This window comes from Bradyrhizobium yuanmingense, assembly GCF_900094575.1.
GTDB lineage: Bacteria > Pseudomonadota > Alphaproteobacteria > Rhizobiales > Xanthobacteraceae > Bradyrhizobium > Bradyrhizobium yuanmingense.
In genome coordinates, this window is record NZ_FMAE01000003.1 from 477,440 (window position 1) to 491,060 (window position 13,621).

13 protein-coding genes are annotated in these 13,621 nt (G+C 65.8%); 12 read left to right on the plus strand and 1 reads right to left on the minus strand.

The annotated features are described in order from the left end of the window. Positions 1-3 precede the first annotated feature (3 nt). Genes GA0061099_RS11960 through GA0061099_RS11975 form a run of 4 tightly spaced genes read left to right on the plus strand, consistent with a single transcriptional unit; the run spans position 4 to position 4,643 of the window. The gene (locus GA0061099_RS11960) at positions 4-819 is read left to right on the plus strand and encodes an ABC transporter substrate-binding protein (RefSeq protein ID WP_036021779.1); all 816 of its coding nucleotides are present in this window, start codon (positions 4-6) and stop codon (positions 817-819) included. Then, positions 806-1,690: a polysaccharide deacetylase family protein gene (locus GA0061099_RS11965; protein ID WP_074447696.1), complete on the plus strand. Its 885-nt coding sequence runs from the start codon at positions 806-808 to the stop codon at positions 1,688-1,690. The genes GA0061099_RS11960 and GA0061099_RS11965 overlap by 14 nt, the downstream gene beginning before the upstream one ends. After that, entirely contained in the window at positions 1,690-3,273 is a 1,584-nt protein-coding gene (locus GA0061099_RS11970; RefSeq protein ID WP_074447697.1) for an ABC transporter substrate-binding protein, read from the plus strand. Before GA0061099_RS11965 ends, GA0061099_RS11970 begins: the two co-directional genes overlap by 1 nt. Further along, positions 3,270-4,643, plus strand: coding sequence for an amidohydrolase family protein (locus GA0061099_RS11975; RefSeq protein WP_036021789.1), 1,374 nt, complete (start codon positions 3,270-3,272; stop codon positions 4,641-4,643). Before GA0061099_RS11970 ends, GA0061099_RS11975 begins: the two co-directional genes overlap by 4 nt. On the opposite strand, the gene GA0061099_RS11980 is transcribed toward GA0061099_RS11975, so the two are convergent. Further along, positions 4,633-5,553 (minus strand): LysR substrate-binding domain-containing protein, encoded by a 921-nt coding sequence (locus GA0061099_RS11980; protein WP_036021792.1) that lies wholly within the window; start codon positions 5,551-5,553, stop codon positions 4,633-4,635. The genes GA0061099_RS11975 and GA0061099_RS11980 overlap by 11 nt on opposite strands. A 276-nt stretch (positions 5,554-5,829) precedes the next feature. Between GA0061099_RS11980 and GA0061099_RS11985 the strand changes: the two genes are divergently transcribed. The 8 genes from GA0061099_RS11985 to GA0061099_RS12020 are packed head-to-tail and all read left to right on the plus strand — an operon-like array spanning position 5,830 to position 13,609. Beyond that, entirely contained in the window at positions 5,830-6,864 is a 1,035-nt protein-coding gene (locus GA0061099_RS11985) for an ABC transporter substrate-binding protein (protein WP_036021795.1), read from the plus strand. A gap of 23 nt (positions 6,865-6,887) precedes the next feature. Further along, the gene (locus tag GA0061099_RS11990; RefSeq protein WP_035998437.1) at positions 6,888-7,928 is read left to right on the plus strand and encodes an ABC transporter ATP-binding protein; all 1,041 of its coding nucleotides are present in this window, start codon (positions 6,888-6,890) and stop codon (positions 7,926-7,928) included. Further along, positions 7,925-8,800 (plus strand): ABC transporter permease, encoded by an 876-nt coding sequence (locus tag GA0061099_RS11995; RefSeq protein WP_036021797.1) that lies wholly within the window; start codon positions 7,925-7,927, stop codon positions 8,798-8,800. Before GA0061099_RS11990 ends, GA0061099_RS11995 begins: the two co-directional genes overlap by 4 nt. Then, positions 8,797-9,603, plus strand: a complete 807-nt coding sequence (locus GA0061099_RS12000; protein WP_036021799.1) for an ABC transporter permease — start codon at positions 8,797-8,799, stop codon at positions 9,601-9,603. Before GA0061099_RS11995 ends, GA0061099_RS12000 begins: the two co-directional genes overlap by 4 nt. A gap of 8 nt (positions 9,604-9,611) precedes the next feature. Then, positions 9,612-10,748 (plus strand): NAD(P)/FAD-dependent oxidoreductase, encoded by a 1,137-nt coding sequence (locus GA0061099_RS12005; RefSeq protein WP_036021801.1) that lies wholly within the window; start codon positions 9,612-9,614, stop codon positions 10,746-10,748. Between the two features lie 31 nt (positions 10,749-10,779). Beyond that, positions 10,780-11,076, plus strand: a complete 297-nt coding sequence (locus GA0061099_RS12010) for a (2Fe-2S)-binding protein (RefSeq protein WP_025034065.1) — start codon at positions 10,780-10,782, stop codon at positions 11,074-11,076. Beyond that, complete coding sequence (locus GA0061099_RS12015) at positions 11,073-12,491, plus strand: FAD/NAD(P)-dependent oxidoreductase (RefSeq protein WP_036021802.1); 1,419 nt, start codon at positions 11,073-11,075, stop codon at positions 12,489-12,491. Before GA0061099_RS12010 ends, GA0061099_RS12015 begins: the two co-directional genes overlap by 4 nt. Beyond that, entirely contained in the window at positions 12,488-13,609 is a 1,122-nt protein-coding gene (locus GA0061099_RS12020) for an NAD(P)/FAD-dependent oxidoreductase (protein WP_036021805.1), read from the plus strand. The genes GA0061099_RS12015 and GA0061099_RS12020 overlap by 4 nt, the downstream gene beginning before the upstream one ends. Positions 13,610-13,621 lie beyond the last annotated feature (12 nt).

Sequence of the window (13,621 nt, forward strand, 5' to 3'; positions counted from 1 at the left end):
GCGATGAAGAGATTCTTGCTTGCGTCGGCGTTCCTGGGCGCCATGAGCGTGTCGGCAATGGCGGCCGAACTGCCGCCTGAGATCGCAAAGCGCGGCAGCATCAAGGTCGCGGTGGTGCCGAACTATCCGCCGATGGAGTTCCGCGATCCCGCCACCAACGCGCTCTCCGGCTTCGACGTCGATCTTGGCGAGGCGATCGGCCGCAAGCTCGGCGTCAAGATCGAATGGACCGAGACCAGCTTTGCCGAGTTCATGCCCTCGATCTCGACGGGGCGGGTGGATGCGATCCTGTCCGGTTTCACCGACTATGCGAGCCGGCACGAGGTCGCGACCTTCGTCGATTATTTGCGCAGCGGCCCGCAGTTCTTCGTGCAGGCGTCACGCAAGGCGGAATTCAAGGATGCGACGTCGCTGTGCGGCAAGAAGGTCGGCGCCAGCCGACGCACCATGTTCCCGGCCCAGATTGCGGCGTGGAGCGAGAAGAACTGCGGCAGCTCTCCGATCCAGGTCGTCGGCACCGACGGCTCGGCCGACGCGCGCACTCAGCTGCGGCAAGGCCGCATCGATGCCGCCGCCCAGGGCAACGAGACGCTGCCCTACATCATGGACCTCGAGCCCAACACCTATGCGACCGTGGGCGAGCCCATCGCACAGCAATTCACCGGCATTGCTCTGCCGGTGAAGGAGAAGGCATTGCAGCAGGCAATGCTGGAAGCCGTCGATGCGCTGATCGCGGACGGCACCTACAAGACGCTGCTGGCAAAGTGGAAATTGAGCGACAACGCAATCGAGAAGGCGACCATCAATGCTGGACAGTAAGGCACTCCAGAGCATCCCGCTCGTTCCGGCCAACACCGCGGATCCCGCGCCCGACTATCCCTGGCCGAAGCCGTACACATCCGCGATGTTCCTGTCGTTCGACGTGGACGCCGAGAGTGCCTGGACCAGCAAGGACGCGGTGCATGCGCAGCGGCTCATCACCATGAGCTATGGCGGCTATGAGGTGCGCGTCGGCACGCCGAAGCTTTTGGAGCTGCTCGACCAGCTCGATCTCAAGGCGACGTTCTTCGTCACGGGGTGGTCGGTCGACGCGCATCCGGCGATGGCAGAGTCCATCCTCAAGGCCGGTCACGAGATCGGCCATCACGGCTATCACCATCTCTTGCCCGATCCCGGCGATCCATGGATCGAGGAGGAGCTGGAGCGCGGCTTCGAGGCTTTGAAGCGTCGGCTCGGCGTCAAGCCGACCGGCTATCGCGCGCCCTATGGCGAGTTCACGGAGGAGCTGCGCGTCGCGCTGGTGCGGCACGGCATCGTCTACACGTCCTCGTTCCGCGACGACGTCAGGCCCTATCGCCATCGCCTCGCCGACGGCAAGTCCGGCACGATCGAACTGCCGGTCACCGCGAGCTATGACGACTGGATGCACGGCCTGTCGGCGCGCTTCAGTCCGCGCTCGGTCTTCCCCAAGGAGCACGTGCTCTCGATGTGGAAGGACGAACTCGACGAAGTCCGCGACTGGGGCGCGATGGTGACGACGGTGCTGCATCCGCAATGCAGCGGCCGCCCGATGCGGCTGCGGCTGCTGCGCGAGTTCCTGACCTACGCGAAGTCGTGCCCGGATGTCTGGATCACCACCGGCGAGAACATCGCGAAAAACTTCCTGCGTCACGAAGCCGGTAACCGATAATGTCCATCTCCCGCCGTTCGCTCCTCAAGGCTGGCGCGGCGCTGCCGGCGCTGTCGTTGCCGGGCATCGTCCGCGCTGAATCGCAATCCACGCTGCGCTTCATCCCCGTCATCGATCTCGCCTTCGTCGATCCCATCTATTCGACCGCGCAGGTGTCGCGAAACCACGGCTTCATGGTCTACGACACGCTGTACGGCATGAGCTCCTCGCTCCAGGTCTCGCCGCAGATGCTGTCGGGCCACGCCATCTCCGCCGACCAGCTGCAGTGGGACCTCACGCTTCGCGACGGCCTGTTCTGGCACGATGGCGAACGCGTGCTGGCGCGCGATTGCGTCGCCAGCATCCGTCGCTGGGCCGCGCGCGACGGCTTTGGCGGCGAGCTGATGGAGGCGACCGCCGAGCTCTCGGCTGCCGACGACCGCACCATCCGCTTTCGTCTGAAGCGTCCTTTTCCGCTGCTGCCGCAGGCGCTCGGCAAGGCCGCGATCAATGCCTGCTTCATGATGCCGGAGCGGCTGGCGAGCCAGGATCCGTTCAAGCCGCTCACCGAGGTGATCGGCAGCGGCCCGTTCCGCTATCTCGCCGACGAGCGCGTACAGGGCGCGCGCAACGCCTATGGCAAATTCGAGCGCTACCAGCCGCGCACCGACGGCAAGCCGGATTGGACCGCGGGGCCGAAGATCGTGCACTACGATCGCGTGGTCTGGACCACGACGCCCGATGCCGGCACCGGCGTCGCCGCGCTGCAGACCGGCGAGCAGGATTGGCAGGAGACCACGCCGCACGATCTCTTGCCGGTGATCAAGACCGCCGGCGACATCGAGACGCGCGTCCTCGATCCCCGCGGCTACGCCTGCATGCTGCGGCTCAACCACCTGCAGCCGCCGTTCGACAATCCCGCCATCCGCCGCGCGCTGCTGGGCGCGATCGACCAGTCTGCGTTCATGACCGCTGTCGCCGGCACCGATCCGGCGTTCCAGGTCTCACCGATCGGCTATTTCGCGCCCGGCACGCCGATGGCGAGCGAGGTCGGGCTCGACGTGTTCCGCGGCCCGCGCGACTACGCCAAGGTGAAGGCCGACCTGAAAGCCGCCGGCTATAACGGCGAGAAGATCGTGCTGCTCGTTCCGACCAACTCGCTGGCGCAGAAGCCGCTCGGCGAGATCGCGGTGGATTCGTTGCGCAAGGCCGGCATGAACGTCGAATATGCCGGCCTCGATTTCGCCGTGGTGCTGCAGCGCCAGCTGAAGAAGGATCCGCTGCCGCAGGGCGGCTGGAGCGCCGCGGTCGGCAATTGGCAGGGCATCGACTGGCTCAACCCGGCCGGCAACACCAACATTCGCGGCGAAGGCAAGGTTGCCGGCTGGTATGCGAGCGAGAAGATGGGACCCTTGCGCAGCCAATGGCTGGCGGCCTCCGAACTCGCCGAACAGCAGCGCATCTGCCGCGAAGTCCAGAGGGTGGCGTTCGAGGAAATCCCCTATATTCCGATCGGCCTGTACAAGCAGCCGACGGCCTACCGCAAGGCCATCACCGGCATTCTCGACGGCACCGCCGTTTTCTGGAACGTACGCCCCGCATGAGCACCACAGCAATCTTCGGCAGCTATGTGCTGTCACGCAAAGACGGCGCGCAGGATGTCTTGCGCGACCACTGGGTTCTGGTCGAAGGCAAGAAGATTGCAGCGATCACGCGCGACAAGCCGCGCGCTGATCAAGTCTATGATCGCCCTGGCCGCTTCGTCCTGCCGGGCCTGCTCAACCTGCACAATCATTGCTTCTCGGAAGCGGTGGCGCGCAGCCACACCGAGGACGGCAACGGCCGCAAGAACAACCAGAGCATTGTCTACACGGTGCTGCTGCCGCTGACCAAGCGCGGCGCCGACATCCTGTCGGCGGAAGAGCGCCTTGCGGTGGCGCGGCTCGGCATCCTCCAGCTGCTCAAGGGCGGCGCCACCACGGTGATGGAGCCGTTTCGCAACTCGATCCCCGAGATGTTCGACGCGGCGGAAGAGATGGGCATCCGCTTCTATGGTGCGCCCTATCTGTTCTCGACCTCCGACGCCAAGGCCGGGCCGGATGGTGTGGTCCAATATACCGGCGACGACGGCGCCGCGGACATGGCGACATGGAATGCGCTCTATCAGCGCTGGAATAATCGCGGCGACGGCCGCATCAGCCTCGCCATGAGCCCGCATGCCACCGACACCTGCGGCCCCGATCTCTTGAAGGCCTGCGCCAGCCGGGCGCGCGAGCTCGGCGTTCCCATCACGACGCACATGGCGCAAAGCCGCGCCGAGGTCGAGACCATCGGCAAGCGCTATGGCGGCCGCACGCCGGCAGAATATCTGGACTGGCTCGGCCTGCTCGCGCCCGATCTGATGGCGGCGCATTGCATGTTCTCGAGCGACGACGATCTCAAGCTGATGGCCGCGCGCGGCATGACCGTCTTGAACTGCCCGCGCGTGTTCGCGCGTGCCGGCATCACCGCGGCGTTCAGCCGCTTCGCCGCGCACGGCGTGCGCACCGTGGTCGGCACCGACGGCTACAACATGGACCTGCTCGGCGAGCTCAATGCGGCGTCGCTGATCTCCAAGATCATTTCGGCGCGCCCTGACGTCGCGAACTCACCCGAACTGATCGAGGCGAACACGGCCGTGGCCGCCGACGTGATCAAGCGGCCCGATCTCGGCCGCATCGAGCCGGGCGCGACCGCCGACCTCACGGTGGTCGATCTCACCCATCCGCATCTGCAGCCGCTGTTCGACCCGCGCCGCGCGCTGATCGCACTCGCCAACCGCGCCAATATCGATCAGGTCATGGTCGATGGCCGCGTGCTGGTCGATGAGGGGCGCTATCTCGGCGCGGATGAAGCCGCGATTACGGCGGCCGGCACCGCCGCGATCGGCAAGATCTGGGATCTGCCGGAGGCGCAGGCCGCGTTCAACGGCTGACCCCGGCTTCGTCGTCCTCGAACTCCACCAGCGCCTTGCGCATGGTCTCGACCAGGTCCAGTGCCACCGGCGACGGGCTGCGCTGCGCCGGAAACACCGCGGAGAATTCGAAGTCGATCCGCGGCAGGAAGCGGCGCACGATGACGCCGCGCGTTGCAAATTCCTGCGCCGTGAAGGGATCGCAGATCGCGACGCCGAGGCCTGACGACACCATGCCGCACATGATTTCCGACAGCGTGGTCTCAACGCGCAGCACGCGGCGGACATCGTGGCGGTGGAAGACCTGGTCGACGAGATGCCGGCTCGACGATCCCGCCGACAGCGAGATGAAGGTCTCGCCCTCGAAGTCGCGCGGCTCCAGCACTTCCTTCTCCGCGAGGCGATGACCGGTCGGCAGCACTGCGACGCGCGCCGGCGCCGGCAGTCTCTGGCTCGGCAGACCGGAATGCGCGATCGGCACCTCGGCAAAGCCGACGTCACATTGATTGTTCAGCACCCAGTCGACCACGATCGGCGAGATGACACCGAAGAAGGCCAGATTGAGGTTTGGCCGCTCCTTCAGGAAGTGACCGGTGAGCCGCGGCAGATAGCCGTTCGACAGCGCCGGCAGTGCTGCGATGCGTAGGGAGCCCGTGCGCCGACCGCGGATTTCTTCCGCCGCCGCAGTGATGCGTTCCAGCCCGACGAAGGAGCGCTCGACTTCGGTATAGAGCGCCATCGCCGCGGCGGTCGGCACCAGGCCGGTGCCGCGCCGTTCGAACAGCTCCATTTTGAGCAGGGCCTGGAGGTCGCGCAGCAAGCGGCTGACGGCCGGCTGCGTCACCTTCATCAGCGCCGCCGCCTCGGTCACACTGCCGGTCAGCATCATCGCGCGGAAGGCCTCCACCTGCCGCGAATTGATCCGCGCCATCCCAACTCCATCCATAACATTTCGGCATGCAGAGGGTGCCATTATTCATTGGACGATGGAAGTATAGGTCTGCGATCTTTTTCATCAGGACTGGAGACAGCCCGCTTTTTCGGCAGATTGGAGGGGTTCAAACCTCCAGATCGCGCCAAAACCCGCCGAATGGGGGCCGGAGCCCTGATCGGAAGCGGTTTGGCGCGGACGGAAATGCGGCGACGCGCTTCAGCCAGCGAGACTCGTCGGCACGTCACCTCATTCCGGTATTGGAGATCGGTCCACATGAAGACTTTTCGCCTTCTGACCGCGGTCAGCATCGCAGCGCTCATTGCCGCCCCCTCGGTCGCCTCGGCCCAGCAGAAAACGCTCTATGTCGCCGGCTATGGCGGCTCGTTCGAGAAGACCATTCGCGACGAGGTGATCCCGGCCTTCGAGAAGGAGAACGGCGTCAAGGTCGAATACGTCGCCGGCAATTCCACCGACACGCTCGCCAAGCTCCAGGCGCAGAAGGCCAACCAGCAGATCGACGTCGCGATCGTCGATGACGGTCCGATGTACCAGGCCATCCAGCTCGGCTTCTGCGGCAAGCTCGACGGCTTGCCCGCCGATCTCTACGACACTGCACGCTTCAAGGACGATCGCGCGGTTGCGATCGGCATCGTCGCCACCGGGCTGATGTACAACACCAAGGTGTTCAAGGAGAAAGGCTGGGCGCCGCCAACCTCGTGGAACGACCTGAAGGACACGAAATACGCAAAACAGCTCGTGATTCCGCCGATCAACAACACCTACGGTCTCGAAGCGCTGGTGATGCTGTCGAAGATGAACGGCGGCGGCGAGACCAACGTCGAGTCCGGCTTCAAGATCTTCAAGGAGCAGATCAATCCGAACGTGCTGGCCTATGAGCCGTCGCCGGGCAAGATGACCGAGCTGTTCCAGTCCGGCCAAGCCGTGATCGCGGTATGGGGCACCGGCCGCGTGCAGAGCTTCGCCAATACCGGCTTCCCCGTCGACTTCGTCTATCCGAAGGAAGGCGCAGCGACGCTGCTGACCACGGCGTGCCCGATCAATAAGCCCAATGCTTCGCCGCTGGCTGCGAGCTTCGTCAAGATGCTGCTCGATCCGAAAACCCAGCTCGTGATGCTGAAGGATTACGGCTACGGCCCGGTGCTGAAATCGCTGGTGATCCCGCCCGAGCTCGGCAAGATGGCGCCGATCGGCGAGCGCGCGGCCAAGCTCTACAATCCGGACTGGACCGTGATCAACGAGAAGCGCGAGGAGTGGACCAAGCGCTGGAATCGCGAGGTCGAACGCTGATCGGTCGCCTCGGAGACAGCGTCATGGCCTATCTCGAGCTCGATCGGGTCGCAAAGCAGTTCGGCACGCAGACCGTGGTCGATGACTTCAGCCTGTCGGTGGGGAAGGGGGAGTTCATCTCCTTCCTCGGCCCGTCCGGCTGCGGCAAGACCACGACGCTGCAGATGATCGCGGGCTTCCTCGATCCGACGCGCGGCGCGATCCGCCTCGAGGGCAAGGACCTGACCGCGATCCATCCGGCCAAGCGCGGCCTCGGCATCGTGTTCCAGAGCTACGCGCTGTTTCCGCACATGACCGCGGCGGAGAACGTCGCCTTCGGCCTGGAGATGCGCGGCGTGCCGCGCGCTGAAAGGTCCGAACGCGTCCGCGCCGCACTCGCGATGGTGGGCCTCGCCGGATACGAGGACCGTCACCCCCGTCGCATGTCCGGCGGCCAGCAGCAGCGCGTGGCGTTGGCGCGTGCGCTGGTGATCAAGCCGAGCGTGCTGCTGCTCGACGAGCCGCTGTCGAACCTCGACGCCAAGCTGCGCGAGGAGATGCAGATCGAGCTGCGTCAGATCCAGCGCACCGTTGGCACCACCACGATCCTGGTCACGCACGACCAGAACGAGGCGATGTCGCTGTCGGATCGCATCGTGGTCATGAGCCAGGGCAAGATCGAGCAGATCGGCACGCCACAAGAGACCTATGAAAGGCCGGCCTCGGCCTTCGTCTCGCAATTCCTCGGCAAGACCAACGATTTTGCCGGAACGATCGACCGGACCGTCGCGCCGACGCAGTTGGTGGCCGGCTCCTGGCGCGCACCGGCGCCGGCTGGGCTCGGCGGTCCCGTCACCGTCAGCGTTCGCCCCGAAAGAATCGGCTTTGGCGATACAGGGCTCAGCGCAAAAATCATCACGCGCATCTTCCAGGGCAATCACTGGCTGTTCCAGTGCGACAGTGAATGCGGCCCGGCGATCGTGATCCGCCAGAACGACGGCAAAGCGCAGCCGGCCGAAGGGGACGCGGTTCGCCTCACCTGGCGGCCCGAAGACATGAGCGTTCGCGTGAGGGCCGGCGCATGAGCATGGCGGCCGAGGAGCGCAGCCTGCGCGCGCCGTGGGTGCTGACCGCACCCGCCTTGATGCTGTTCGTCGGAGTGCTGCTGATTCCGCTGGCGATGACGGTAATGCTGTCATTCCACGATTGGGGCCAGTACAAGGGCATCGAGCCGGTCTTCATCCTCAAGAACTGGCACGAGATCGCGACCGATCCCTATTACGCCGAGATGTTCTGGCGGACGTTCCGCATCGCCATCCTGACCACACTGCTCACCGCGCTACTCGGGGCACCCGAAGCCTATATCCTCAACCGCATGAGCGGCCGCTGGAAGAGTTTTTTCCTGCTGGTCATTCTCGGGCCGCTTCTCATCTCCGTGGTGGCGCGCACGCTGGGCTGGGCCCTGCTGTTTGGCGGCAACAACGGGCTGGTCAACAAGCTCCTGATCTCGCTCGGGCTGATCGGCTCCCCCATTCCCTTCATGTTCACCGAAACAGGCGTGGTGATCGCGCTCGCGCATGTGATGATGCCGTTCATGGTGCTCTCGGTGTGGGCGGCGCTGCAGCGGCTCGATCCGCAGATCGAGAATGCCGCGATGTCGCTCGGCGCGGGCCCTGCGACCATCATCCGCCGCATCATCATGCCCCAGATCATGCCGGGCGTGCTGTCGGGCGCCATCATCGTGTTCTCGCTCTCGGCCAGCGCCTTCGCAACGCCTGCGATCATCGGCGGCCGCCGGCTCAAGGTCGCGGCAACGCTCGCCTATGACGAATTCCTCAACACGCTGAACTGGCCGCTGGGCGCTGCGGTCGCAACGCTGCTGCTGGCCTCATTGGTGCTGATCGTCGTCGGCAGCAACGCACTGATCGAACGCCGCTATGCGGAGGTGTTCCGATGAGCCGGAACGGTCCGCTCGCGCTGATCTTTCACACCATCTTCGTCATCGTCATGGTGGCGCCGATCCTGGTGGTCTGCCTCGTCGCCTTCACGCCTGAGGGATACCTGTCGCTGCCGACCAACGGCTTCTCGCTGCGCTGGTTCAGGACCATTGCGAACTACCCCGAATTCATTCACGCCTTCTGGGTCAGCCTCGGCCTTGGCGCGTTGTCCTCCCTCGTGGCGCTGCTGTTCGCGGTGCCGGCGGCGCTGGCGATCGCGCGCTATCGCTTCCGTGGTCGTGATGTGCTGGCCGCGATGTTCCTGTCGCCGCTGATGATCCCACATGTGGTGCTCGGCATCGCCTTCCTGCGCTTCTTCACTTCGGCCGGTCTCGGCGGCAGCTTCGCGGCGCTGATCGTCGCGCATGTCATCATCGTGTTCCCGTTCGCGCTGCGGCTGACGCTGGCGGCGGCGACCGGCATGGACCGCACGGTCGAGATGGCGGCGGTCTCGCTCGGCGCCGGCGGCTGGACGCTGTTCCGCCGCGTGACCTTGCCGCTGATCCTGCCCGGCGTGATTAGCGGTTGGGCGCTCGCCTTCATCCAGTCCTTCGACGATCTCACCATGACCGTCTTCCTTGCTGCGCCCGGGACCGAGACGTTGCCGGTCCGCATGTTCCTTTACATCCAGGACAACATCGATCCGCTCGTGACGTCGGTCTCGGCCTGCGTGATCGCAATCACCATGGCCGCCCTCATTTTGCTCGACCGCTTCTACGGGCTCGACCGTGTGCTCGCTGGCAAGGGCGATACGGGACGATAGGAGAACTCATGTCAGGAGATTACGACGTCGCCGTCGTCGGCGGCGGACTGCTCGGCTCCGCCATTGCCTGGGGCCTCGGCCGGCTCGGCAAGAAGGTCGCCGTGCTCGACGAAGGCGACATCACCAAGCGCGCCTCGCGCGCGAACTTCGCATTGGTGTGGGTGCAGAGCAAAGGGCTCGGCATGCCGGCCTATACGCGGTGGACCGTGCAGGCCTCGCAGGCGTGGGGCCGGCTGGCCTCCGAGCTGAAGCAGCAGACCGGCCTCGACGTCGCCCTGCAGCAGAACGGCGGTTTTCATCTCACGCTCGGCGAGGACGAATTCGGCCAGCGCACCGAGCTCGTCAAGCGCATGCACAACCAGGTCGGCGCGGCCGACTACAAGATGGAGATGCTGCGGCCGTCCGAGGTGAAGGAGGCGCTGCCGCTGATCGGCCCCGAGGTCTCCGGCGGCAGCTATTGTCCGCTCGACGGCCACGTCAATTCGCTGCGCACCTTCCGCGCCTTCCACACCGGCTTCATTGCGTTCGGCATCGACTATTTTCCGGAGCGTCCGGTCTCGGCGATCAGCAAGAGCGGGGGCGAATTTCGGCTGATCACGCCGCAGGGCGAGCTGCGCGCCGCCAAGATCGTGCTCGCCGCCGGCAACGCCAACCAGACGCTGGCGCCGATGGTCGGCCTCTTTGCGCCGATGGGCCCGACTCGCGGCCAGATCGTCGTGACCGAGCGCACCATGCCGTTCCTGCCGCATCCGCTGACCACGATCCGCCAGACCGACGAGGGCACGGTGATGATCGGCGACAGCAAGGAGGACGAGCTCGATGATCGCACGCTGAAGCCGTCGATCAGCGGCGTCATGGCCGATCGCGCGCAACGCATGTTCCCGCATCTGGCGCGGCTCAACGTGGTCAGGAGCTGGTCCGGCATTCGCGTCATGCCGCAGGACGGCTTTCCGATCTACGACCAGTCGGAGACGCATCCCGGCGCCTTCGTCGCCTGCTGCCATTCCGGCGTGACGCTCGCCTCCAACCACGCCTTCGAGATCGCGCGCATGGTGGCGCAGGGCGCGCTCGAGCCGGAGCTGGTCGGCGCGTTCTCGGCCAGCCGTTTTGGCGGCGCAGGTGCTGCGAACAGCAGCGGCTACTAGAGATTCTGAGAAGGAGCCAAGAGGCATCCCCATGTTCAAGCGATCCGAACAGGACAAGCGGCCACAGGTGCAGATCTTCGTCGATGGCGTCGCGGTCGCAGCGCGCCAGGGCGACACCGTCTCCGCCGCACTGCTGGCCTCCGGCGTTGACGCACGGCGTTCCACCGCGGTGAGCGGCGCGCCGCGTCTGCCTTATTGCATGATGGGCGTCTGCTTCGACTGCCTCGTCACCATCGACGGCGTCGGCAACCGGCAAGGGTGCCTCGTGCCCGTCGCCGAGGGCATGCAGATCGAAATCCAGAAGGGCAAGCGGGAGATCGGAAAATGAGCGTGGCTCCCAAGCGCGAAAACTATGACGTCGTGGTGATCGGCGCCGGGCCCGCGGGCCTTGCGGCTGCCGCAACATCCGCCAAGGCCGGCCTCTCGACGCTGCTGCTCGACGAGAACATCGGCCCCGGTGGCCAGGTGTTTCGCGCCATCGCCTCGACGCCGGTTACCGAGCGCAATCAGCTCGGCGCCGATTATTGGGTCGGGGCCGATCTCGTGCAGTCGCTGCGCGCGAGCAATGCGGAGGTCATTCACCGCGCCACCGTCTGGAGCCTCGACCGCAATCTCGATATCGCCGTCTCGATCGGCGGCGCCTCGGCCTTCGTCAAGGCGAAACGCGTGATTCTCGCGACCGGTGCGCTGGAGCGGCCGTTCCCAATTCCCGGCTGGACGCTGCCGGGCGTGATGACCGCCGGCGCGGCGCAGACCATGCTGAAGTCCTCGGCCCTGGTGCCCGACGGACGCACGGTGATCGCAGGGCAGGGGCCGCTGCTGTGGCTGCTCGCCGCGCAGATACTGCGGCTTGGCGGCCGCATCGATCGCATCCTCGACACCACCCAGCGCGGCAATTATTTCGCCGCGCTCCCGCACGCTTTCGCCTTCCTCACCTCGCCCTATTTCGCCAAGGGCCTGTCGATGATGCGCGAGGTGAGGGCGAAGGTGCAGGTCGTCTCCGGCGTCACCGAGCTTGCGGCTTCCGGTGATGGCCAGCTTGCCAGCGTGAGCTACGTCGCCGGCGGCAAGCGCGAGACCATCGCTGCGGACCTGTTGCTGCTGCATCAGGGCGTCGTGCCCAACGTCAATCTGGCGATGTCAGCCGGCATCGAGCATCGCTGGGATGATCTGCAATTGTGCTGGTCGCCAGTGCTCGACGCGAGCGGCAATTCGTCGGTCGCCGGCATCGCGATCGCCGGTGACGGGGCCGGCATCGGCGGCGCGAGTGCAGCCGTGGTGCGCGGTCGCATTGCCGCGCGCGCCGCCGTCGAAGCACTGGCGCCCGCTTCTGCCGCAAAACTTCCCGCAATGGCGACGCTCCGTTCCGACCTCGCCAAGGCTGAGCGTGGTCGCCTGTTCCTCGACACGCTGTTCCGCCCCGCGCCGCAGTTCCGGATTCCTTCAGGCGATACCATCGTCTGTCGTTGCGAAGAGGTCACGGCAAAGGACGTTCTCGATTCCGTCGCGATCGGCGCGACCGGGCCGAATCAGCTCAAGGCCTATCGCCGCACCGGCATGGGCCCGTGCCAGGGCCGGCTCTGCGGCCTCACCGTCACCGAGCTGATGGCGGGGGCGCGCGGCAAGACCCCGCAGGAGATCGGTTACTACCGGCTGCGCGCGCCGGTGAAGCCGATCACGCTGGCCGAACTCGCCGCCGTTCCCAAGAGCGAGGCCGACGTCAAGGCTGTGGTGCGCGGATGAGCACAAATGTGGATGCGATCGTCATTGGCGGCGGCATCCACGGGTGCTCGACCACGCTGCATCTGTGTCTCGCCGGCCTGAAGCCGGTGCTGATCGAGAAGGACTATGCCGGCCGTCACGCCTCGGGCGTCAATGCCGGCGGCGTCCGGCAGCTCGCGCGGCACATTCCCGAGATTCCGCTGTCGATCCGCTCGATGGACATCTGGGAGAAGATCACGGATCTCGTCGACGACGATTGCAGCTTCGAGAGCTACGGCCAGGTGCTGGTCGCCGAGAACGAGGAAGAACTCGCCCTCTGCCGCGCGCGCGTCGCCGAGCTCAATGCGCTGGGCTTCACCCACGAGGAGCTGATCGACGCCGCCGAACTGCGCCGGCTGGTGCCGGCGGTGGCCGAGACCTGTCCCGGCGGTGTGGTTTCTCGGCGTGACGGTGCGGCCAATCCGGCGCAGACGACGACGGCGTTCCGCCGCAAGGCCGAGCAATTGGGCGCAACTGTGCGCGAAGGCGTAGCTGCCGGCAGCATCCGGCACCGTGACGGCCTCTGGCACGTCGATGCCGGGTCGGAGAGCTTTGCCGCGCCGGTGCTGGTGAATGCTGCCGGCGCCTGGGCCGGCAGGATCGCGGCTCATCTCGGCGAGCCCGTCCCGGTCGAAACCGTGGCGCCGATGCTGATGATCACCTCGCGCGTGCCGCACTTCATCGACCCCGTCGTGATCCTGCGTGGTCGAAAGCTGTCCTTCAAGCAGTTCAAGAACGGCACCGTGCTGATCGGCGGCGGCCATCTGGCGACGCCCTATCAGGATCGCAACGAGACGGTGCTGGACTGGAAGAGCCTTGCGACCAGTGCGCAGACCGTGTTCGAGCTGTTTCCGGTGATGCGCAGCGCCAACATCGTCCGTGCCTGGGCCGGCATTGAAGCCAAGATGAAGGACGACATTCCCGTGTTCGGGCCGAGCTCGCGTCACAAGGGCCTCTATCACCAGTTCGGCTTCTCGCTGCACGGTTTCCAGCTCGGCCCTGGCGCCGGCGCCGTGATGGCGGAACTGATCGTCAACGGCGGCACCCAGACCCGTATCGGCGAACTCGGCATCGACCGCTTCCACCCTTCCACGCTCTAAACAAGAGGATAT

What these genes read in the sequence shown, in the direction of transcription:
- GA0061099_RS11960 (WP_036021779.1), top strand. Translation starts at nt 4, where the DNA reads ATGAAGAGATTCTTGCTTGCGTCGGCGTTCCTGGGCGCCATGAGCGTG.
- GA0061099_RS11965 (WP_074447696.1), top strand. Translation starts at nt 806, where the DNA reads ATGCTGGACAGTAAGGCACTCCAGAGCATCCCGCTCGTTCCGGCCAAC.
- GA0061099_RS11970 (WP_074447697.1), top strand. Translation starts at nt 1,690, where the DNA reads ATGTCCATCTCCCGCCGTTCGCTCCTCAAGGCTGGCGCGGCGCTGCCG.
- GA0061099_RS11975 (WP_036021789.1), top strand. Translation starts at nt 3,270, where the DNA reads ATGAGCACCACAGCAATCTTCGGCAGCTATGTGCTGTCACGCAAAGAC.
- GA0061099_RS11980 (WP_036021792.1), bottom strand. Translation starts at nt 5,553, where the DNA reads ATGGCGCGGATCAATTCGCGGCAGGTGGAGGCCTTCCGCGCGATGATG.
- GA0061099_RS11985 (WP_036021795.1), top strand. Translation starts at nt 5,830, where the DNA reads ATGAAGACTTTTCGCCTTCTGACCGCGGTCAGCATCGCAGCGCTCATT.
- GA0061099_RS11990 (WP_035998437.1), top strand. Translation starts at nt 6,888, where the DNA reads ATGGCCTATCTCGAGCTCGATCGGGTCGCAAAGCAGTTCGGCACGCAG.
- GA0061099_RS11995 (WP_036021797.1), top strand. Translation starts at nt 7,925, where the DNA reads ATGAGCATGGCGGCCGAGGAGCGCAGCCTGCGCGCGCCGTGGGTGCTG.
- GA0061099_RS12000 (WP_036021799.1), top strand. Translation starts at nt 8,797, where the DNA reads ATGAGCCGGAACGGTCCGCTCGCGCTGATCTTTCACACCATCTTCGTC.
- GA0061099_RS12005 (WP_036021801.1), top strand. Translation starts at nt 9,612, where the DNA reads ATGTCAGGAGATTACGACGTCGCCGTCGTCGGCGGCGGACTGCTCGGC.
- GA0061099_RS12010 (WP_025034065.1), top strand. Translation starts at nt 10,780, where the DNA reads ATGTTCAAGCGATCCGAACAGGACAAGCGGCCACAGGTGCAGATCTTC.
- GA0061099_RS12015 (WP_036021802.1), top strand. Translation starts at nt 11,073, where the DNA reads ATGAGCGTGGCTCCCAAGCGCGAAAACTATGACGTCGTGGTGATCGGC.
- GA0061099_RS12020 (WP_036021805.1), top strand. Translation starts at nt 12,488, where the DNA reads ATGAGCACAAATGTGGATGCGATCGTCATTGGCGGCGGCATCCACGGG.